Annotated in this window: 15 protein-coding genes, 3 tRNA genes and 2 pseudogenes; 18 read left to right on the top strand and 2 right to left on the bottom strand. The window is 61.4% G+C overall.

What is annotated here, in order from left to right; genetic code table 11:
* Window positions 1-11: 11 nt before the first annotated feature.
* A pseudogene (locus QM694_RS04655) lies at window positions 12-2,188 on the top strand (RNA degradosome polyphosphate kinase).
* A complete protein-coding gene (ppx, locus tag QM694_RS04650; protein WP_415005787.1) occupies window positions 2,185-3,696 on the top strand; it encodes an exopolyphosphatase in 1,512 nt (503 codons plus the stop codon). Before QM694_RS04655 ends, ppx begins: the two are co-directional and overlap by 4 nt.
* Here ppx and rnd read toward each other — a convergent pair whose 3' ends face one another.
* Window positions 3,697-4,872, bottom strand: coding sequence for a ribonuclease D (gene rnd, locus QM694_RS04645; protein ID WP_415008573.1), 1,176 nt, complete (start codon window positions 4,870-4,872; stop codon window positions 3,697-3,699).
* 310 nt (window positions 4,873-5,182) lie between these two features.
* Here rnd and QM694_RS04640 point away from each other — a divergent pair.
* The 13 genes and pseudogenes from QM694_RS04640 to rpoC all read left to right on the top strand — a co-directional run bounded on the left by QM694_RS04640 (window position 5,183) and on the right by rpoC (window position 18,944).
* Window positions 5,183-5,267 (top strand) — tRNA-Tyr (locus QM694_RS04640).
* 48 nt (window positions 5,268-5,315) lie between these two features.
* Window positions 5,316-5,389: transfer RNA gene (locus QM694_RS04635), tRNA-Gly, on the top strand.
* Window positions 5,390-5,437: 48 nt separating this feature from the next.
* Window positions 5,438-6,628, top strand: a complete 1,191-nt coding sequence (tuf, locus tag QM694_RS04630) for an elongation factor Tu (protein ID WP_415005786.1) — start codon at window positions 5,438-5,440, stop codon at window positions 6,626-6,628.
* A gap of 57 nt (window positions 6,629-6,685) precedes the next feature.
* Complete coding sequence (locus QM694_RS04625) at window positions 6,686-7,006, top strand: YbjQ family protein (RefSeq protein WP_415005785.1); 321 nt, start codon at window positions 6,686-6,688, stop codon at window positions 7,004-7,006.
* A gap of 67 nt (window positions 7,007-7,073) precedes the next feature.
* Window positions 7,074-7,149 (top strand) — tRNA-Trp (locus tag QM694_RS04620).
* A gap of 13 nt (window positions 7,150-7,162) precedes the next feature.
* Window positions 7,163-7,360: a preprotein translocase subunit SecE gene (secE, locus tag QM694_RS04615; protein ID WP_415005784.1), complete on the top strand. Its 198-nt coding sequence runs from the start codon at window positions 7,163-7,165 to the stop codon at window positions 7,358-7,360.
* A 24-nt stretch (window positions 7,361-7,384) separates the two neighbouring features.
* The gene (gene nusG, locus QM694_RS04610; RefSeq protein WP_415005783.1) at window positions 7,385-7,915 is read left to right on the top strand and encodes a transcription termination/antitermination protein NusG; all 531 of its coding nucleotides are present in this window, start codon (window positions 7,385-7,387) and stop codon (window positions 7,913-7,915) included.
* Between the two features lie 95 nt (window positions 7,916-8,010).
* Entirely contained in the window at window positions 8,011-8,439 is a 429-nt protein-coding gene (gene rplK / locus QM694_RS04605) for a 50S ribosomal protein L11 (protein ID WP_415005782.1), read from the top strand.
* Window positions 8,440-8,443: 4 nt separating this feature from the next.
* Window positions 8,444-9,145: a 50S ribosomal protein L1 gene (gene rplA / locus QM694_RS04600; RefSeq protein ID WP_415005781.1), complete on the top strand. Its 702-nt coding sequence runs from the start codon at window positions 8,444-8,446 to the stop codon at window positions 9,143-9,145.
* Between the two features lie 343 nt (window positions 9,146-9,488).
* Window positions 9,489-10,007, top strand: a complete 519-nt coding sequence (gene rplJ, locus QM694_RS04595) for a 50S ribosomal protein L10 (protein WP_415005780.1) — start codon at window positions 9,489-9,491, stop codon at window positions 10,005-10,007.
* A 50-nt stretch (window positions 10,008-10,057) separates the two neighbouring features.
* Window positions 10,058-10,435 carry a 50S ribosomal protein L7/L12 gene (rplL, locus tag QM694_RS04590; protein WP_415005779.1) on the top strand — a complete coding sequence of 126 codons (378 nt, stop codon included), beginning with the start codon at window positions 10,058-10,060 and terminating at the stop codon, window positions 10,433-10,435.
* 147 nt (window positions 10,436-10,582) lie between these two features.
* A pseudogene (gene rpoB / locus QM694_RS04585) lies at window positions 10,583-14,678 on the top strand (DNA-directed RNA polymerase subunit beta).
* Window positions 14,679-14,777: 99 nt separating this feature from the next.
* The gene (rpoC, locus tag QM694_RS04580) at window positions 14,778-18,944 is read left to right on the top strand and encodes a DNA-directed RNA polymerase subunit beta' (RefSeq protein ID WP_415005778.1); all 4,167 of its coding nucleotides are present in this window, start codon (window positions 14,778-14,780) and stop codon (window positions 18,942-18,944) included.
* 77 nt (window positions 18,945-19,021) lie between these two features.
* On the opposite strand, the gene QM694_RS04575 is transcribed toward rpoC, so the two are convergent.
* A complete protein-coding gene (locus QM694_RS04575; RefSeq protein ID WP_415005777.1) occupies window positions 19,022-19,426 on the bottom strand; it encodes a VOC family protein in 405 nt (134 codons plus the stop codon).
* A gap of 472 nt (window positions 19,427-19,898) precedes the next feature.
* Here QM694_RS04575 and rpsL point away from each other — a divergent pair, with 472 nt between their 5' ends.
* From rpsL to fusA, 3 genes are all read left to right on the top strand, one after another.
* Window positions 19,899-20,270, top strand: coding sequence for a 30S ribosomal protein S12 (rpsL, locus tag QM694_RS04570; RefSeq protein WP_415005776.1), 372 nt, complete (start codon window positions 19,899-19,901; stop codon window positions 20,268-20,270).
* A 21-nt stretch (window positions 20,271-20,291) separates the two neighbouring features.
* Window positions 20,292-20,762 carry a 30S ribosomal protein S7 gene (gene rpsG / locus QM694_RS04565; protein WP_415005775.1) on the top strand — a complete coding sequence of 157 codons (471 nt, stop codon included), beginning with the start codon at window positions 20,292-20,294 and terminating at the stop codon, window positions 20,760-20,762.
* Window positions 20,763-20,782: 20 nt separating this feature from the next.
* On the top strand, window positions 20,783-22,119 hold a 1,337-nt coding region (gene fusA / locus QM694_RS04560), incomplete at its 3' end, for an elongation factor G (RefSeq protein ID WP_415005774.1).

Raw genomic sequence — 22,119 nt, 5'->3', positions numbered from 1 at the left:
GGGGATTTACCATGAACGAGATGACGCCGCTGGACGCCCATCCGGGCCTCACCGCCCCCTCCCGCTTCATCAACCGGGAAATCTCCTGGCTGGGCTTCAACATGCGCGTTCTGGAAGAGGCGCGGAACCTCAATCATCCGCTGCTGGAACGGCTGCGCTTCCTGTCGATTTCCGGCAATAATCTCGACGAGTTTTTCATGGTGCGCGTGGCAGGCTTGGCAGGTCAGGTGCGCGAAAAACCGCCGGAGCTTTCCCGATGATGGCCTGACGCCCGCGGAACAGCTTGAGCGCATCCGCATCGTAGCGCAGGAACTGATGGCCGAGCAGGACCGCCGCTGGCTGCAACTGCGCGGCGAACTGGCGGAAAACGGCATCGTCATCGTAGATGCGGCTGACCTGACCGCTGCGGAACGCCAATGGCTGGACCAGCGCTTCCTCGAACAGATATTGCCCGTTGTCACGCCCATTGCCATCGACCCGGCGCATCCGTTTCCGTTCATTCTTAACCGGGGCTTCCTGATTTGCCTTGAACTCATGCGCAAGCGTGATGGCGGCAAGATGAACGCGCTGCTGCCCATTCCGCCGCAGCTTGAGCGCTTTATCCGTTTGCCGGCAGGCCGAAGCGGGCGTCTCCGCCCGTTTCATTGCACTGGAAACCATGCTCACGCTGTTCATCCCGCGCCTGTTCCCGGGCTACGAGGTGATGGGCGACGGACTTGTCCGTATCATCCGCGACAGTGACATCGAAATCGAGGAAGAGGCGGAAGATCTTGTCCGCGTGTTCGAAAGCGCGCTGAAGCGCCGCCGCCGCGGGTCGGTGATCCGGATGGAAGTGGATCGCGATTGCCCGCCGTCGCTTCGCAGCTTCCTCGCCGAGGAACTGGACGTGCCTGACAGCGTGATCGTCACCTGCGAGGGGCTGGTCGGCTATTCCGACACCAAACAGCTTATTCTCGATGAGCGGCCTGATTTGCAGTTCAAGCCTTATGTGGCGCGGTTCCCGGAGCGCATTCGCGAACACGGCGGCGATTGCTTCGCCGCCATCCGCCAGAAGGATATTCTCGTCCACCACCCTTACGAAAGTTTCGATGTCGTCGTGCAGTTCGTGCTGCAAGCGGCGAATGACCCCGACGTGGTGGCGATCAAGCAGACGCTCTACCGCACCTCGAAACACTCGCCCATCGTCGCGGCACTTGCCAAGGCTGCTGAGGCGGGAAAATCCGTGATGGCGCTGGTGGAGCTGAAAGCGCGCTTCGACGAGGAAGCGAATATCCAGTGGGCGCGCGATCTTGAGCGCGCGGGCGTGCAGGTGGTGTTCGGCTTCCTCGAGCTCAAGACCCATGCCAAGGTCTCGATGGTGGTGCGCCGCGAGGGCCAGCAGATGCGCTCCTATGTGCATTACGGCACCGGCAACTATCACCCCATCACCGCCAAGATTTACACTGATCTCTCCTTCTTCACTTGCGATCCGGCGCTGGCGCGCGATGCGGCGCGGCTTTTCAACTTCATCTCAGGCTATGCGCAGCCCGAAGACCTCGAAAAGATTTCGCTCTCCCCCATCAATCTGAAAAGTACGCTCCTAGCGCGCATTGACGATGAGATCGCGCACGCAAAAGCGGGCCGTCCGGCGCAGATCTGGGCCAAGGTCAATTCGCTGGTGGACCCTGGCATCATCGACGCGCTTTACGCGGCAAGCCAGGCGGGCGTGCAAATCGACCTGATCGTGCGCGGCATCTGTTGTTTGAGGCCTGGCGTCAAAGGCTTGTCAGAAACCATTCGCGTCAAGAGCATTGTGGGCCGCTTCCTCGAACATTCCCGCATCGTGTGCTTCGGAGCGGGGCACGCGCTGCCGCATAACAAGGCCAAGGTGTATATCGGCTCTGCGGACTGGATGCAGCGCAATCTTCACCGCCGCGTGGAAACCCTGATCCCCATCGAGAACCCCACGGTGCATGACCAAATTCTCGACCAGATCATGATGGCCAACCTCAAGGATAACCAGCAGAGTTGGGTCCTGCTGCCCGATGGCAGTTCGCGCCGCATTGCGCCGGGGCCGGATGAGGAAGCTTTCAACGCTCACGATTACTTCATGAACAATCCCTCTCTCTCTGGACGGGGCAGGGCGCTTGAGGGTAACAACCCGCCGGAAATTCCACAGCACAAGAAGAAGGCCAAGAAAAGCGCGTGAGTTGGCATACGGGCTTCCGGACCGAGCCCCCGAAATACCGGCCTGTCGCGGTCGTCGATATCGGATCGAATTCCGTCCGCCTTGTCGTCTATGACGGCCTGCGGCGTTCGCCCACGCCTGTCTTCAACGAAAAAATTCTCTGTGGCCTGGGGCGGGGCGTCGCGACAAAAGGCAAGCTGGGGGAAGACGCGATTGCGCGGGCTCTCAAGGCGCTCCGGCGTTTTCGCGCGCTGGCGCGGCAGATCGGTGCGCGGGACGTGTTCGCGGTTGCGACAGCCGCAGCGCGTGAAGCTTCGAACGGCGAGGACTTCGTTGATGCGGCTGAAAAAGCCCTGGGCACCGGTATCGATGTGCTGACCGGCAAGGAGGAAGCGCGCTATGCAGCACTTGGCGTGATCGCCGGCATTCCGGGCGCCGATGGCGTGGCAGGCGATCTGGGCGGCGGATCGCTGGAACTCATCGACATCAAGGATGGCAAGCTGCGCGACGGCATCACACTGCCGCTCGGGCCCTTGCGCCTGATCGACATGTCGGGGGCTTCAATCGACAATGCGCGAGACATCATTGATGACTATTTCTCGAAGGCTTCGATCCTCGAACAGTTGAAGGGCCGCACCTTCTATGCCGTGGGCGGCACATGGCGGAATCTCGCCAAGCTGCACATGGCGCAGGCGCATTATCCGCTGCATGTTCTGCACGGCTACCGCGTGACAAGGCCGCAAGCCTCGGGCGTCGCCAATCTCGTCTCGCATCTTTCCGCATCATCCTTGCGCGATGTGCGTGAAGTTTCGAAGAGCCGCGCCGATACCATGCCCTATGGCGCACTTGTGCTGGAGCGGTTGCTGACTCACAGCCAGCCGGCGGCGGTGGAGGTTTCGGTCTTCGGCGTCCGCGAGGGCCTGCTCTACGCCAAGCTGCCGCGCCGCAAGCGCGAGAGCGATGCGCTACTCTCATCCTGCTGGGATTTCGCCCGCCGCTATGCGCGCTCGCCCGAGCATGAGCTGGAGCTCTGCGACTGGACCGACCAGCTGTTCACTGGCACCGGCGCTCTCAGTGAAACGCCGGAGCAGAAGCGCCTGCGTTATGCCGCCTGCCTTCTCGCCGATATCGGCTGGCGTGCCCATCCCGATTACCGCGCCGAGCGTTCGCTGGGCATGATTTCGCAAGCAGCCTTCGTGGGGGTGGATCATCCGGGCCGCGTGTTTCTGGCGCTCACGATTTTCTATCGCTACGATGGTGAGACGGAAAGCGACGGGCTCGACCGCTTGCTCGATGACGAGCAGCACCAACGCGCCCATCTGCTCAGCAACATGTTCCGTCTGGCTTACATTCTCTCTGCCGCCATGCCCGGCATGCTGCCGAAAATCGGACTGAAACTCACCGATGGCAAGACACTGGTTTTGAAGCTGCCGAAGAAACTCGCTGACTTGGGCGGCGAGCGCGTGGACAAACGACTCTCAAGCTTAGCCGCCGAACTGGGGCGGACGGGGAAGATCGTGGTGGGCTGATTATTCGGCCGCCACCGTGAGCGCGGGTTTCTCCAGCCTGACAATCTGGGTCTTGCCGTTCTTGAAACCGATCAGTGCTTCACCGTGCTTGAGGGCGAGGGCGAGGTCGCCGAACAATTCTTTCCGCCAGCCATGCATCAGCGGAATGTCGGCGTTGTCATCTTCGGCGATGGCTTCAATGTCGGCGGCATTGGCCACAAGCTTGGGGGCAAGTCCTTCTTTCTCACACACCACCTTGAGCGCCAGCTTCAGGATTTCCGCCGCCGCCTGCGCCTGATCTGACATCTCATCGCGGCCATGCTCAAGCGGCGGCAGTGATTTTGCATCCATCGCCAAGCCTTGCGCCACCGCTTTCAGGATGCCATCGCCGACGCGTGAGGTTGCAAGGCCGCGGGGCAGGGCGCGCAATTCACTCAATGATTCGCGCGACTGCGGAATCTGCGTGGCGATTTCGCCAACCGCATCATCCTTGATGATGCGCGAGCGCGGCACATTCCTCTCCTGCGCCTCGCTTTCACGCCAAGCGGAAACAGCCACGAGAACGCCAAGCTGCTTCTTGGATTTGATGCGCACCTTGATGCGCTTCCAGGCATCTTCAGGCTCGGTGCGATAGGTGGCGGGGTTGGCGAGAATATCCATCTCCTCCACCAGCCATGGCTCGCGGCCCGTCTTGTCGAGCTCGGTCTTCAGCTTTTCGTACACGGTGCGGAGATGCGTGACGTCGGAAAGCGCATAGACGAGCTGCTTCTCGGTGAGCGGGCGGCGCGACCAGTCGGTGAAGCGCGAGGATTTGTCGATCTGCACCTTGGCGAGGCGCCGCACGATCGCCTCATAGCCTACCTGATCGCCAAACCCGCACACCATCGCGGCAATTTGCGTGTCGAATACCGGGTGCGGCACGACGCCGGAGCGGTGCACCATGATTTCGATGTCCTGCCGCGCGGCGTGAAAGACCTTCAGCACCTTGGGATCATTCATCAAGGCGAAGAAGGGGGCTAGATCAATGCCCGGCGCCATCGGGTCGATCAGGCCGGTGAGCGTTTCACCGGCAATCTGGATCAGGCAGAGGTCGGGCCAATAGGTGCTTTCCCGCATGAATTCGGTATCGACGGTGATGAAAGTCTCACCTTTGAGCCCCTCGCACAGGCGGGCCAGCGATTCGGTGGTGGTAATCAAATCCATGGATCGAAGGAAGCGCAGCCCGGGTGACGGGTCAATGCTTAAATGAGGGCACCTACCATGCACGGAAAATCAAGGTAAAACATGAAGGTAAATACAGATCCTGTGAGTTTGTGTGAGAAGCAAGAACGATTGCTGCAGAGCGCATTGAAATCGCCATGCCGGCGCCTCATGGCGGTGCTAACCAAGTGCTTGACTTGCAGGGGCTTCCCTTGCATAACCCGCCGCACTCAAGGGCCGGGAGTTAAATCCCGGCTCCTTGGCGTTTGGCTCAAGCTTGGGTTTGCCCGCTTTCGAGGGGCGATTCGGGGGAGTGTCCCGAGTGGCAAAGGGGGCGGACTGTAAATCCGCTGGCTTCGCCTTCGTAGGTTCGAGTCCTACCTCCCCCACCATCGCTTGGGGCCGGACGCCAGAGACTGAAGTGTGAGACGGATTTTCCGGCGGGTGTAGCTCAATGGTAGAGCAGCAGCCTTCCAAGCTGAATACGAGGGTTCGATTCCCTTCACCCGCTCCAGAACTTGAAACGTGTTGACGCCGCAGGCGCGGCAAACAGGGTAGCAAAATGGCCAAAGAGAAATTCAACCGCGACAAGCCGCACTGCAACATTGGGACGATTGGGCATGTTGACCATGGCAAGACGTCTCTGACGGCTGCGATTACGAAGGTTCTGGCGGAGACGGGCGGTGCGACGTTCACGGCCTATGACCAGATTGACAAGGCTCCTGAGGAGCGGGCGCGCGGCATTACGATTTCGACGGCGCATGTCGAGTACCAGACGAAGAACCGGCACTATGCGCATGTGGATTGCCCGGGGCATGCCGACTATGTGAAGAACATGATCACGGGTGCTGCGCAGATGGACGGCGGCATTCTGGTTGTTTCGGCGGCGGACGGCCCGATGCCGCAGACGCGCGAGCACATCCTGCTGGCCCGCCAGGTTGGCGTTCCGGCGTTGGTGGTGTTCATGAACAAGGTGGACATGGTTGACGATCCGGAGCTTCTGGACCTGGTGGAGATGGAGGTGCGCGAGCTTCTGTCGAGCTATCAGTTCCCGGGCGATGACATTCCGATCATCCGTGGCTCGGCGCTGTGCGCGCTGGAGGGGACGAAGCCTGAGATCGGCCATGACGCGATCCTCAAGCTGATGCAGGCGGTTGACGAGTACATTCCGCAGCCGGACCGTCCGAAGGACCAGCCGTTCCTGATGCCGATCGAGGACGTGTTCTCGATCTCGGGCCGCGGCACGGTGGTGACGGGGCGCATTGAGCGCGGCGTCGTGAAGGTTGGCGAGGAAGTCGAGATTGTCGGCATCCGCGATACCCAGAAGACGACGGTGACGGGCGTCGAGATGTTCAGGAAGCTCCTGGACTCTGGCGAGGCTGGCGACAACGTGGGTGCGCTGCTGCGCGGCGTTGACCGTGAGGGCGTCGAGCGCGGGCAGGTTCTGGCCAAGCCCGGTTCTGTGAAGCCGCACAAGAAGTTCAAGGCGGAAGCCTATATCCTGACGAAGGAAGAGGGGGGCCGGCACACGCCGTTCTTCGCCAACTACCGTCCGCAGTTCTACTTCCGGACGACCGACGTGACGGGTGTTGTGACGCTGCCGGAAGGCACGGAGATGGTGATGCCGGGCGACAACATCTCGTTTGACGTCGAACTGATCACGCCGATCGCCATGGAGGAGAAGCTGCGCTTCGCCATCCGTGAAGGCGGCCGCACCGTCGGCGCAGGCGTCGTCGCCAAAATTACGGATTGAGACGAAAACGCCCCGGCGGGGATACCGCCGGGGCATTTGATCCACGGAGACTCCAAGATGCTGGTTGTCACCACGAACGATCTTCCCGGCTACCGGGTCGTCAAGGTGATCGGGCTGGCAAAGGGCATCACGGTCAGGTCGCGGAGCGTCATCGGCAACATCGGCGGCGCGCTGCAATCGCTCTTCGGGGGAAATATCTCGGTTTACACCAATCTGGCCGAGACGGCGCGGCAGGAGGCCTTGGACCTTCTCATCCGTCACGCTCAGGAAAGCGGCGCAAACGCGATCATCGCCATGCGCTACGAGGCGAACGAGATCATGGACGGCATCACCGAAGTGCTGGCATACGGCACGGCGGTCGTCGTTGAAAAGGCATAGATTTATATCCATCTGACGGGTTGCGCCGCTGCCGAAGTGCAGCTATGAACCCCGCCCGGTGGACTGAAGGGGTATAGCTCAGTTGGTAGAGCGGCGGTCTCCAAAACCGCAGGTCGTGGGTTCGAGCCCTACTGCCCCTGCCACGAACCAGGAAAGATGATGGCCAAGACGAACCCGTTTACGTTTCTGCAGGAGGTCCGCGAGGAGACCGCGAAGGTCACCTGGCCGTCCCGGCGCGAGGTCATGATCTCGACCATCATGGTTCTGGTGATGGTGACTGTGGCGTCGCTGTTCTTCTTTGTGGTGGATGCCATCATCAAGTATGGCGTCGACAAGCTTCTTTTCGGACTCTAACCGGCGGACAGGCAGACATATAAAATGACGAAGCGCTGGTACATCGTTCACGCCTACTCGAATTTCGAGAAAAAGGTGATGGAGTCGATCAAGGAACAGGCGGTCCAAAAGGGTCTGGGCGAACTGTTCGAACAGGTGCTGGTGCCCACCGAGGAAGTGGTGGAGGTGCGCCGCGGCCGCAAGATCAAGAGCGAGCGGCGATTCTTCCCGGGCTATGTGCTGGTGAAGATGGACCTGACGGACCAGGCTTTTCACCTGATCAAGAATACGCCCAAGGTCACGGGCTTCCTGGGCGGCGACAAGCCGCAGCCGATCAAGGACGAGGAAGCCGCACGCATCCTCAACCAGGTGGCTGAAGGTGTAGAGCGCCCCAAGGCGTCGATCTCTTTCGAGGTTGGCGAGCAGGTGCGCGTGGCCGATGGCCCCTTCGCCTCCTTTTCGGGGCAGGTGGAAGAGGTTGACGAGGAGCGTTCGCGTCTCAAGGTGGCGGTGTCGATTTTCGGCCGGCCCACGCCGGTTGAACTGGAATACGGGCAGGTGGAGAAAATCCGCTAGCCCGCGGAAGGCTTTCTCCCGCAGGGAGGAAGAAGTTGTAACCCGTGGGAGGCCTTGCAAGCCCGACCACGAACCTCAGAAAGAGGGAAAGACAAATGGCTAAGAAAGTCGTCGGCTATATCAAGTTGCAAGTGCCGGCGGGACAGGCAAATCCGTCTCCGCCGATCGGTCCCGCGCTCGGTCAGCGTGGTCTCAACATCATGGAATTCTGCAAGGCCTTCAACGCCGCCACGCAGAAGATGGACCCGGGCACCCCGGTTCCGGTGGTCATCACAGCCTTCCAGGACAAGTCATTCACCTTCGAGATGAAGTCGGCGCCCGCGTCGTACTATCTGAAGAAGGCGGCGAAGATCAACGCGGGCTCCAAGGAGCCGGGCAAGACGGTGGCCGGCAAGGTTACCATGGCCCAGTGCCGCGAGATCGCCGAACAGAAGCTCAAGGGCATGAACGCGCGCGACCTTGATGCCGCAGCGCGTGAAATCGCCGGTTCCGCCCGGTCGATGGGCCTGCAGGTTGTGGAGTAAGACGATGGCCAAGATTGCAAAGCGCATCGCCAAGAATATGGATGGCATCGACCGCACCAAGGTCTATGGCCTCGACGAAGCCGTGAAACTGGTGAAGGCCCGCGCCAACGCCAAGTTCAACGAAACCATCGAAATCGCCATGAACCTGGGCGTTGATCCCCGCCACTCCGACCAGATGGTCCGCGGCGTGGTGAACCTGCCGAACGGCACCGGCCGCACGCTGCGCGTCGGCGTGTTCGCCAAGGGTGCGAAGGCCGAGGAAGCGAAGAAGGCGGGCGCCGACGTTGTGGGCGCCGAGGATCTCTTCGAAATCGTCAACAAGGGCACGATCGACTTCGACCGTTGCATCGCCACGCCGGACATGATGGGTCTCGTCGGCCGTCTCGGCAAGGTGCTGGGCCCCCGCGGTATGATGCCGAACCCCAAGGTCGGCACCGTGACCATGGATGTCACCGCTGCCATCAAGGCGGCCAAGGGCGGCGCTGTCGAGTTCCGCGTTGAAAAGGCGGGCATCGTCCAGGCTGGCGTCGGCAAGGCCAGCTTCTCTGACGAACAGATCGCCGGCAACATCAAGGCGTTTGTTGACGCCGTGATCAAGGCGAAGCCGTCGGCGTCCAAGGGCACCTACGTCAAGAAATTGTCTATTTCTTCGTCCATGGGGCCCGGCCTCAAGCTTGATCTGGCCAGCGTCACCGCTGCCGCCTGATCGGTGAAACAAGTTTCCGGTTGAAAGAACCTCAAGTTCTTTCAACCGGTTAAACAAGGCCCTTAAAGCCTTGGATTACCTGTCCGAGATTGCTGGCGCAGGGGAAAGCCCTGCTTAAAACGCAAAGCCCGCATGAGATGGGTGTCGAAACGGAATTCGGACCCTATATACCGGGGTCCCAAGTCGGTTTGGACCTCAGAACCCTTGATGCGCTCCCGCGCTGAACAGGGGGACAGGCACGTGAGCGCCGCTCGGCGCCGCTGCCTTTGCAGGTCAGCGGTGTTGAACGGTTGGTCCAACGGCGTGAAGCGTTTTTTGTTTCGCGCCAAAAAGGAGAGAGCAAGTGGAAAGAGCTGAAAAGACAGGGCTCGTCGCAACGCTCAACCAGGTGTTCAAGACCACCGGTGTGATCGTTGTGGCCCACAACAAGGGCCTCACTGTGAACCAGGTCAACGACCTGCGTAACAAGATGGCCCAGGCGGGGGCGACCGTGAAGGTCGCCAAGAACCGTCTCGCCAAGCTTGCTCTGGACGGCACTGACGCAAGCGGGATCAAGGACCTGTTCACAGGCCCGACCATGGTGGCTTACGCCGCCGATCCCGTATCGGCTCCGAAGGTCGCCGCGGCCTTCGCCAAGGGCAACGAAAAGTTCGTTGTTCTCGGCGGCGCGCTCGGCAAGACCGTGATGGACGCCAATGCGGTCAAGGCACTCGCGGAACTCCCCTCGCTCGACCAGCTGAGGGGCAAGCTGATCGGCCTCATCCAGGCTCCGGCCACCCGCATCGCGGGCGTGCTGGCGGCTCCGGGTGGGCAGGTCGCCCGCGTCATCAATGCCTATGCCACGAAGGAACAGGCGGCCTGACGGCCTCCGCATCGTTGTCAACAAACCGACTGAAAAAGTGAGAAACTCAAATGGCTGATCTCAGCAAGATCGTAGACGAACTCTCGAGCCTGACCGTGCTCGAGGCCGCCGAGCTGTCGAAGCTCCTCGAAGAGAAGTGGGGCGTTTCCGCCGCCGCTCCGGTTGCCGTTGCCGCCGCTGGCGGCGGCGCTGCCGCTGCCGCTCCGGCGGAAGAGAAGACCGAATTCACGGTCGTTCTCACCGCTGCCGGCGACAAGAAGATCGAGGTCATCAAGGAAGTCCGCGCCATCACCGGCCTGGGCCTCAAAGAAGCCAAGGATCTGGTCGAGGGCGCTCCCAAGACCGTCAAGGAAGGCGTGAACAAGGCCGATTCCGAGGCGATGAAGAAGAAGCTCGAGGCGGCTGGCGCCAAGGTTGAGCTGAAGTAGTTTTCTACCTGCGGTGCGGGACTTTCAAACAGTTCCGCACCGCTGGCCCAGTTCTGCGTCGATCCGCGGCGGCTTGCCTGACCCCTTTGAAAGAGGGGCCCGGCGAGCTGCCGATACTGCTGTTTTATAGTCCTGCAAGGAACACACATGGCCGAGACATATTCCGCCGCTAGCCGCACACGCATCCGCAAGTTCTTCGGCAAGGGCATCGAAGTCGCCGAGATGCCCAACCTGATCGAAGTGCAGCGTGAATCCTACGACCAGTTCCTGCAGATGAAGGAGCCGGTTGGCGGACGCATCAATGACGGCCTGCAGGCGGTGTTCAAATCGGTTTTCCCGATCACCGATTTCTCCGGCCAGGCGATGCTGGAATTCGTACGCTATGAATTCGAGGCGCCGAAGTTCGACGTGGACGAGTGCCAGCAGCGCGGCATGACGTTCGCCGCGCCGCTCAAGGTGACGCTGCGCCTGATCGTCTTCGAAATCGATCCCGACACCCAGGCCAAGTCGGTGAAGGACATCAAGGAGCAGGACGTCTACATGGGCGACATTCCGCTCATGACGGCTAACGGCACCTTCGTGGTGAACGGCACCGAGCGCGTGATCGTCTCGCAGATGCACCGCTCGCCGGGCGTCTTTTTCGATCACGACAAGGGCAAGACCCATTCCTCGGGCAAGTTGCTGTTCGCTGCACGCGTCATCCCCTATCGCGGCTCGTGGCTCGACTTCGAGTTCGACGCCAAGGACATCATCCACGCGCGCATCGACCGCCGCCGCAAGCTGCCAGTGACGACGCTGCTTTATGCGCTGGGCTATGACGCCGAGCAGATCCTGCACATGTTCTACAAGAGCGTGCCGCACACGCTGGCGAAGGATGGCTGGACGACGCCTTATTCCGCCGACCGCTTCAAGGGCATCAAGCCAACCGTTGACCTGGTGGACGCAGGCACGGGCCAGGTGGTTGTCGAAGCCGGCAAGAAAATCACACCGCGCCTTGCCCGCAAGCTCACCGAAGACGGTGTGAAGGAATTGCTGGTGCGTGATGAGGATCTTTACGGTCACTTCATCGCCGATGAACTCGTCGACGACAAGACCGGCGTAATCTTCGCCGAAGCCGGCGATGAACTGGACGAGAAGCTTCTCAAGAAGCTGAAGGAAGCCGGTTTCGCCAGCCTCAACCTGCTCGACATCGATCACATCAACACCGGCGCCTATATCCGCAACACGCTCAAGGCCGACAAGGCCGAGAGCTACGAGCAGGCGCTGATCGAAATCTACCGCGTCATGCGCCCCGGCGAGCCGCCGACGCGCGAGACGGCGGAAGCCCTGTTCAACGGCCTGTTCTTTGACGCCGAACGCTACGATCTTTCGGCCGTGGGCCGCGTGAAGATGAACATGCGCCTCGAACTCGACGTGCCCGACACTATGCGCGTGCTGCGCAAGGAGGACATCATCGAGGTCATCAAGACGCTGCACGACCTGCGTGACGGCAAGGGCGAGGTGGACGACATCGACCATCTCGGCAACCGCCGTGTGCGCTCGGTGGGCGAGTTGATGGAGAACCAGTATCGCCTGGGCCTCGTCCGCATGGAGCGCGCCATCAAGGAGCGCATGTCCTCGGTCGATATCGACACGGTGATGCCGCATGACCTCATCAATGCCAAGCCTGCGGCTGCGGCGGTGCGCGAGTTCTTCGGTTCCTCGCAGCTCTCGCAGTTCATGGACCAGACCAACCCGCTCTCCGAGATCACCCACAAGCGCCGCCTTTCGGCCCTTGGACCTGGCGGCCTGACGCGCGAGCGCGCCGGCTTCGAAGTGCGCGACGTGCATCCCACCCACTATGGCCGCATCTGCCCGATCGAAACGCCGGAAGGCCCGAACATCGGCCTCATCAACTCGCTCGCCACCTATGCGCGCGTGAACAAGTACGGCTTCATCGAAACGCCTTACCGCAAGGTGGTAGATGGCCGCGTGAGCGATGACGTGCTCTATCTCTCGGCCATCGAGGAGACGAAGCATTACATCGCTCAGGCCAACGTGGCGCTGACCAAGGACGGCAAGTTCGCCGAAGACCTGGTGATCGCCCGTCATGCCGGCGACGTGCTGCCTGTTCCCGCTGACCGCGTGGACTTTGTGGACGTGTCGCCGAAGCAGCTAGTCTCTGTTGCTGCGGCGCTTATCCCGTTCCTCGAGAACGACGACGCCAACCGCGCGCTCATGGGTTCCAACATGCAGCGCCAGGCGGTGCCGCTGGTGCGCACCAATGCGCCGCTTGTCGGCACTGGCATGGAGGCGGTCGTGGCGCGCGACTCTGGCGCTGCAATCGCTGCCCGCCGTACTGGCGTCGTGGACCAGGTGGACGCCAAGCGCATCGTGATCCGCGCCACGGCGGAAACCGATCCGTCGAAGTCGGGCGTCGACATCTATACGCTCGCCAAGTTCCAGCGCTCCAACCAGAACACCTGCATCAACCAGCGCCCGCTGGTGCGCGTGGGTGATGCGGTGAAGGCAGGCGACATCATCGCCGATGGTCCGTCCACGGACCTTGGCGATCTGGCGCTCGGCCAGAATGTGCTCGTCGCGTTCATGCCGTGGAATGGCTACAACTTCGAAGACTTCGATTCTCCTGTCAGAGCGCATCGTGAAGGATGACGTGTTCACCTCCATCCACATCGAGGAATTCGATGTGATGGCGCGCGACACGAAGCTGGGTCCTGAGGAAATCACCCGCGACATTCCGAACGTCGGCGAAGAAGCCCTTAAGAACCTCGACGAAGCCGGCATCGTTTACATCGGCGCCGAAGTGAAGCCAGGCGATATTCTCTGCGGCAAGATCACGCCCAAGGGCGAAAGCCCGATGACGCCGGAAGAGAAACTCCTCCGCGCCATCTTCGGGGAGAAGGCCTCGGACGTGCGTGATACCTCGCTCCGCCTGCCGCCCGGCGTTGCCGGAACGGTTGTTGAGGTGCGCGTGTTCAACCGTCACGGCGTCGACAAAGACGAACGTGCGCTGGCCATCGAGCGCGAGGAGATCGAACGCCTCGCCAAGGACCGCGACGACGAATTGGCGATCCTCGACCGCAACTCCTATGGCCGCCTGCGCAGCTTCCTGCTGGGCAAGGAAGCAACCGGCGGCCCGCGCGGCCACAAGGTGGAAGGCGTGCTGTCGGAAAAGACGCTGGACGATGTGCCGCGTTCGCAGTGGTGGAACCTCGCGCTTGGCAACGAAAAAGCCATGGGCGAACTCGAAGCCATGAAGCAGCAGTACGAAGACTCGAAGAAGCGCCTCGAAACCCGCTTCCTTGACAAGGTCGAAAAGCTGCAGCGCGGCGACGAATTGCCGCCGGGCGTCATGAAGATGGTCAAGGTCTTCGTGGCCGTGAAGCGCAAGATCCAGCCGGGCGACAAGATGGCCGGCCGCCACGGCAACAAGGGCGTCGTGTCACGCATCGTTCCGATCGAGGACATGCCGTTCCTGGAAGACGGCACGCATGTCGACATCGTGCTGAACCCGCTGGGCGTGCCCTCGCGCATGAACGTGGGCCAGATCCTTGAAACGCATCTGGGCTGGGCTTGCGCCGGCATGGGCAAGAAGGTCGGCGACATGCTGGACGCTTACCGTGACAGCAACAATGCCAAGCCGCTGCGCGACGGCCTTTCCAAGATCTATGGCAAGAACGAGGAACTTGATGGCCTCGACGACGGCCAGATGGTGGAAGCTGCCAACAATCTGCGCCGCGGTGTTCCGATTGCCACGCCCGTCTTCGACGGCGCGCGCGAGGAGGACATTGCCGCGATGCTCAAGGAAGCGGGCCTCAATTCGTCCGGCCAGGTGCGCCTGTTCGATGGCAAGAGCGGCGAGGAATTCGACCGCAATGTCACCGTCGGCTACATCTATATGCTGAAGCTGCACCACCTCGTGGACGACAAGATCCATGCCCGTTCCATCGGGCCTTACTCGCTCGTCACCCAGCAGCCGTTGGGCGGCAAGGCGCAGTTCGGCGGCCAGCGCTTCGGCGAAATGGAAGTCTGGGCGCTCGAGGCTTATGGCGCGGCTTACACGCTGCAGGAAATGCTCACCGTCAAGTCGGACGACGTGGCGGGCCGCACCAAGGTTTACGAAGCCATCGTGCGTGGCGACGACACCTTCGAAGCGGGCATCCCCGAAAGCTTCAACGTGCTGGTCAAGGAAATGCGCTCGCTCGGCCTCAACGTCGAGCTGCAGAATTCCAACAACACCTAAAGTTCCGGCGGGCGCGCGAGAGGTTGCGCGCCCACCGCTTCCGCCGATTTGTTTTACCCCCTGCGGGCACCATCCCCCGCGCAAAGGAGCAAGTGACCGATGAACCAAGAGGTCATGAACGTCTTCAACCCGGCAACCCCGGCGCAGACTTTCGATCAGATCCGCATCTCGATCGCCAGCCCCGAGAAGATCCTCTCGTGGTCGTTCGGCGAAATCAAGAAGCCGGAAACGATCAACTACCGCACCTTCAAGCCGGAGCGTGACGGGCTGTTCTGCGCCCGCATCTTCGGGCCCGTGAAGGACTACGAGTGCTTGTGCGGCAAGTACAAGCGGATGAAATACAAGGGCATCATCTGCGAAAAGTGCGGCGTGGAAGTCACCCTGTCCAAGGTGCGCCGCGAGCGCATGGGCCATATCGAACTGGCCGCGCCTGTCGCCCACATCTGGTTCCTGAAATCGCTACCAAGCCGCATTTCGACGCTGCTCGACATGGCGCTGAAGGACGTGGAGCGCGTACTCTATTTCGAACAGTATATCGTTCTGGAGCCGGGCCTGACGCCGCTCAAGCCCTATCAGACGCTCACCGAGAGCGAATACATCAAGGCGCAGGAAGACTATGGCGACGACAGCTTCACCGCCTCGATCGGCGCTGAAGCCGTACGCGAAATGCTGATGGCGATCAACCTCGAGCAGCTTCGCGACCAGCTTCGCGAGGAGCTCAAGACCGCCACCGGCGATCTCAAGCCCAAGAAGATCGCCAAGCGCCTCAAGATCGTCGAGAGCTTCATTGAATCCGGCAACCGCCCGGAATGGATGATCCTCACGCAAGTGCCGGTCATTCCGCCGGAACTTCGTCCGCTCGTTCCGCTGGATGGCGGCCGCTTCGCGACATCCGATCTCAACGATCTCTACCGCCGCGTCATCAACCGCAACAACCGCCTGAAGCGCCTGATCGAGCTTCGTGCGCCCGACATCATCGTGCGCAACGAAAAGCGCATGCTGCAGGAAGCCGTTGACGCGCTGTTCGACAACGGCCGCCGCGGCCGCGTCATCACCGGCGCCAACAAGCGCCCGCTGAAGTCCCTGGCCGACATGCTGAAGGGCAAGCAAGGCCGCTTCCGCCAGAACCTGCTTGGCAAGCGCGTCGACTATTCCGGCCGTTCGGTGATCGTCGTCGGTCCGGAACTCAAGCTGCATCAGTGCGGCCTGCCGAAGAAGATGGCGCTCGAACTGTTCAAGCCGTTCATCTATTCGCGCCTCGACGCCAAGGGCCTGTCGTCCACCGTGAAGCAAGCCAAGAAGCTGGTTGAAAAGGAAAAGCCGGAGGTTTGGGATATCCTCGACGAGGTGATCCGCGAACATCCGGTTCTCTTGAACCGCGCGCCGACGCTTCACCGTCTCGGCATCCAGGCCTTCGAACCGGTGCTGATCGAGGGCAAGGCGATCCAGCTTCACCCGCTGGTCTGCACGGCGTTTAACGCCGACTTCGACGGCGACCAGATGGCCGTGCACGTTCCGCTGTCGCTTGAAGCACAGCTGGAAGCGCGCGTCCTCATGATGTCGACCAACAACGTGCTGCATCCCGCCAACGGCCAGCCAATCATCGTGCCGTCGCAGGATATCGTTCTTGGCCTCTACTATCTCTCGATCATGCGCAACAACGAGCCGGGCGAAGGCAAGGCTTATTCCAGCATGGCCGAGCTTGATCACGCATTGGCGGCGGGCGTCATCACGCTGGCCAGCAAGATCAAGGGCCGCATCAAGGAAGTTGGCCCAGAAGGCAAGATGATCACCCGCATCGTGGAAACAACTCCGGGCCGCATGAAGATCGGCGAGCTTCTGCCGAAGGCGCCGAACATCTCCTATGATCTGTGCAACAAGCTGATGACAAAGCGCGACATCTCGAAGATGATCGACGCCGTCTATCGCCACTGCGGCCAGAAAGAGTCGGTGATCTTCTGCGACCGCATCATGGCGCTCGGCTTCTATAACGCCTACAAGGCGGGCATATCGTTCGGCAAGGACGACATGATGATCCCGGCGACGAAGGAAAAGTTCGTCAACGAGACCCGCACCCTCGCCAAGGAATACGAGCAGCAGTACATCGACGGCCTGATCACTCAGGGCGAGAAGTACAACAAGGTCGTGGACGCCTGGGCGAAGTGCACCGACAAGGTGGCCGAGGAGATGATGAAGGAAATCTCCGCCGTCCGCATTGACGACAAGACGGGCCGCGAGAAACAGATCAACTCGATCTACATGATGAGCCACTCGGGTGCGCGCGGTTCGCCGGCGCAGATGAAGCAGCTCGCCGGCATGCGCGGCCTCATGGCCAAGCCGTCGGGCGAGATCATCGAAACGCCGATCATCTCGAACTTCAAGGAAGGCCTGTCGGTTCTCGAATACTTCAACTCGACGCACGGCGCCCGCAAGGGCTTGGCCGATACGGCGCTCAAGACGGCGAACTCGGGCTATCTGACCCGCCGCTTGGTTGATGTGGCGCAGGACGCGATCATCTCGGAAGAGGATTGCGGCACTGAAGCCTCGATCACCGCGCGGCCGATCATCGACGCGGGCGAGATCATCGCCTCGCTGGGCATGCGCGTTCTGGGCCGCACCGCGGCAACGGATGTCGTTGACCCGGCCACGGGCTCCGTGATCGTGCCGAAGGGCGAGGAGATTCTCGAATCGCATGTCGAGAAGATCGAAAAGGCGGGCATCACCGAAATCCGCATCCGCTCGGTGCTCACCTGCGCCACCAAGTTCGGTGTGTGCGCCAAGTGCTATGGCCGTGACCTGGCGCGCGGCACGCCCGTCAACATGGGCGAGGCGGTGGGCGTCATCGCGGCGCAGTCGATTGGCGAGCCGGGTACCCAGCTCACCATGCGCACCTTCCATATCGGCGGCACGGCGCAGGTGCTCGACCAGTCCTTCGTGGAATCGAACCACGAGGGCAAGATCGTCATCCGCAACAAGAACATCGTGCGCGACTCTTCGGGCCGCCTGATGGTGATGGGCCGCAACGTGGCGCTGGTCGTCGTCGACGCCAAGGGCAACGAGCGCGCCGTTCACAAGGTGGGCTACGGCACGCGGCTGTTCGTGGACGAGGGCGATCAGGTGAAGCGCGGCACCAAGCTGGCCGAGTGGGATCCTTACACCCGCCCGATCATGACGGAAGTGGACGGCACCGCCGAGTTCGAGGACGTGGTGGACGGTATCTCGGTGAACGAGGTGGCCGACGAGGCGACCGGCATCACCAACCGTGTCATCATCGACTGGCGCTCCAACCAGCGCGGTTCGTCGCTGAAGCCCGCCATCGTCGTGAAGGACAAGGACGGCAAGGTGCAGAAGCTCGCCCGTGGCGGCGAGGCGCGCTACCTGCTGTCGGTGGAAGCGGTTCTCTCGGTCGATCCGGGCGCCAAGGTCAAGGCCGGCGACATTCTCGCGCGTATCCCGCTTGAGAGTGCGAAGACCCGCGACATCACCGGCGGCCTTCCGCGCGTCGCCGAACTGTTCGAAGCCCGCAGGCCCAAGGATCACGCGATTATCGCGGAAATCTCGGGCCGCGTGGAATTCGGCAGGGACTACAAGAACAAGCGCCGCATCCGCATCGTGCCGCAGGATGAGTCGCTCGAGGCGGTGGAGTATCTAATCCCGAAGGGCAAGCATCTGCCCGTTCAGGAAGGCGACTTCATCGAGAAGGGCGAATACATCATGGACGGTAACCCGGCGCCGCATGACATTCTGGCCATCAAGGGCGTGGAGGAGCTTGCTTCCTATCTCGTCAATGAAATTCAGGAAGTCTACCGGTTGCAGGGCGTGAACATCAACGACAAGCACATCGAGGTGATCGTCCGCCAGATGCTGCAAAAGGTTGAGATCACCGATGCCGGCGAGTCGACGTTGCTGGTGGGCGAGCAGGTGGACCAGATCGAACTCGATCAGGAGAACGCCAAGCTCGAGGCCGAAGGCCGCCGTCTTGCGGCGGGCGTGCCGGTGCTGCTCGGCATCACCAAGGCCAGCCTGCAGACGCGGTCCTTCATCTCGGCTGCGTCCTTCCAGGAAACCACCCGCGTTCTCACCGAAGCCTCCATTCAGGGCAAGGTGGATACGCTCGAGGGCCTCAAGGAGAACGTCATCGTCGGCCGCCTTATCCCGGCGGGCACCGGCGGCATGCTCTCAAGGTTCCGCGTGGTGGCCGAGAAGCGCGACAACCTCATCCTCGAGGAACAGGCCAAGCAGGCCGAACTTCCCGCCGCCGAATAATCACGGCGAAGCGGCGCAAAATCAAACCCGGCGGAGCAATCCGCCGGGTTTTTGTTTTGACGATAACGCCGACGGCGTCAGTGCTTTGCCGCTTCCAGCTCTTCGGCGACCTGCGGCTCGATCAATCCCACGAAAGCGCCGGTCGAATCGCACACCATGGCGAGGCGGCCCACGCCGGGCAGTGTGGCGGCTGGGCGGATGATCTCGCCGCCGGCAACCGATGTAAGGCTCAGCACGCGGTCAAGGTCATTCACGGTCAGATAGCTCATCCAGTGTGAGGGAATGCCGGTGTTGCGCGGCTCCGACAGGCCGAAGATGCCGCCCACCGGCTTTCCATCCTGGCGGGCGATCCAATAGTCGGCGCCGGGAAGGGCGGCGGCCTCGAAATACCATCCCATCGTCAGGCCATAGAAGGCGATGGCCTGCTCGGGCTCCCAGGTATTGAGCTCGTGCCACCAGTTCTTTTCGGCCAAATCCATCATCGGAAACTCCCTTTTGTGATTGGGCTCCGCCGCGCCCTGCAAGCCGCGACTCGCTGAAGGTGCGGGCGGGAGGGGGCAGGGATGGGGCAGGAATGGGATCAATTGTGGCTGCCAAGGCCGTTTAGCCGCCATGATTCCGTTGCAATGCAATATGCAACCGCCGCCAAAGCGCCGGAAAGCACCGAAACCCCGCGAAAATCACTTCAAGATTTAGGAATTGAGGGGTTGACGGTAACGGTATCGGCCTGTAGAACCCGCCTCGCTTTCAAGCAGCAGGCAGTCGGTGCTTCGCGCACCGAAACGCTGGCTGGAAAGCGAGACGTTCACAGTCAAGGTCAAGACCCCTGAGCCCTGCCGGTTCACGGGTCCTCTGGTTTTGGAGCACTGCGCGGTCCAGGAACCCGGACCCGTCAGTGCTTTTGGTTATGTGCAATCGGGTTCGAGACGTTTCGAAGGGCGAGACAAGGCCACAATGCCGACGATCAACCAGCTAATCCGCAAGCCGCGCCTGGCTCCGACATACCGGAACAAGGTGCCTGCGATGCAGTCCTGCCCGCAGAAGCGCGGCGTCTGCACCCGCGTTTACACCACCACCCCGAAGAAGCCGAACTCGGCGCTGCGCAAGGTGGCCAAGGTGCGCCTCACCAACGGCTTCGAAGTGGTGAGCTACATTCCGGGTGAAGGCCACAATCTTCAGGAACACTCGGTGGTCATGATCCGCGGCGGCCGCGTGAAGGATCTTCCGGGCGTCCGCTATCACATCATTCGCGGCATTCTCGATACGCAGGGCGTCGTCAAGCGCCGTCAGCGCCGGTCCAAATACGGCGCCAAGCGTCCGAAGTAAGAGCGGGGAGAGCAAAGTAACATGTCACGCCGTCACCGCGCCGATAAACGCGTTATCAACCCGGACCCGAAGTTCGGCGATCTCGTGCTGTCGAAATTCATGAACAACCTGATGTATGACGGCAAGAAATCCGCCGCCGAAGGCATCGTCTATGGCGCGCTGGACAAGATCCAGTCGAAGTCCAAGCAGGATCCCGTTCAGGTGTTCCACGAGGCGCTGGGCAATGTCGCCCCCTCGATCGAAGTCCGTTCCCGCCGCGTCGGCGGCGCCACCTATCAGGTGCCGGTCGAAGTCCGCGCCGAGCGCCGCCAGGCTCTCGCCATCCGCTGGATCATCACCGCCGCCCGTGGCCGCAACGAAACCACCATGGTTGACCGCCTCTCGGGCGAGCTTCTCGACGCCGCCTCGAACCGCGGCACCGCCGTCAAGAAGCGCGAAGACACCCACAAGATGGCAGAGGCGAACCGCGCCTTCTCCCATTACCGCTGGTAAAGCTACAAGGACCCTGCATCATGGCACGCCAACACGCCATTGAGGACTATCGCAACTTCGGCATCATGGCCCACATCGACGCGGGCAAGACGACGACGACCGAGCGCATCCTCTATTATACCGGCAAGAGCCACAAGATTGGCGAAGTGCATGACGGCGCCGCCACCATGGACTTCATGGAGCAGGAGCAGGAGCGCGGCATCACCATCACCTCCGCCGCCACCACTGCCTACTGGCAGGGCAAGCGGATGAACATCATCGATACCCCCGGCCACGTGGACTTCACCATTGAAGTCGAGCGTAGTCTGCGCGTGCTCGATGGCGCCGTATGCGTGCTCGACTCGAACCAGGGCGTTGAGCCCCAGACCGAGACGGTGTGGCGTCAGGGCGACAAGTACAACGTGCCGCGCATCGTGTTCTGCAACAAGATGGACAAGACCGGCGCCAGCTTCGAGCAGTGCATCAAGGACATCAAGGAACGCCTGGGCGCCAAGCCCGTGCCGATCCAGCTGCCGATCGGCGCCGAAGCCGATTTCAAAGGTATCGTCGACCTCGTCCGCATGGTTGCGGTCGTCTGGGAAAACGAAGCCCTCGGCGCTAATTATCATGACGAAGAAATCCCCGCCGACCTGAAGGACGCCGCCGTGCAGGCGCGTGCCGAGATGATCGAGGCCTGCGTCGAACTCGACGACCAGGCGATGGACGATTATCTGAACGGCAAAGAAATCTCTAACGAGACCATCAAGAAGCTGCTGCGCAAGGCGGTGCTGACCAGCGCCTTCTTCCCGGTTCTCTGCGGCTCGGCTTTCAAGAACAAAGGCGTGCAGCCGCTGCTCGACGCGGTTGTCGATTATCTTCCCTCTCCGGTTGACCGTCCCGCCATCAAGGGCATCGACGTCAAGACGGGCGAGGAAACAACACGTCCGTCGTCTGACGACGCTCCACTGTCGCTCCTCGCGTTCAAGCTGATGGACGACCAGTATGGCGTGCTGACCTTCTGCCGCATCTATTCCGGCTCGCTCAACAAGGGCGTGGCGCTGCTGAATTCGACGCGGGACAAGACCGAGCGCGTGGGCCGCATGGTTCTCATGCACGCCAATAACCGCGAGGAAATCTCGGAAGCCTATGCGGGCGACATCGTAGCCCTCGTCGGCCTCAAGGACTCGCGCACCGGCGATACGCTCTGCGATCCCGCCAAGCCTGTCATTCTCGAAAAGATGGAATTCCCGGATCCCGTCATCGAAATGAAGGTTGAGCCCAAGACCAAGGCCGATCAGGAAAAGATGGCCGTGGCGCTTTACAAGCTCGCTGCCGAAGACCCGTCCTTCCGCGTTTCGACCGAACTCCGAGTCTGGCG

Origin of the sequence: Aestuariivirga sp. (genome assembly GCF_047602625.1) — a bacterium.
Classification (GTDB): domain Bacteria; phylum Pseudomonadota; class Alphaproteobacteria; order Rhizobiales; family Aestuariivirgaceae; genus Aestuariivirga.
Note: the sequence above shows the minus strand (reverse complement) of the source record. Positions and strands in the feature narration are given on the sequence as shown.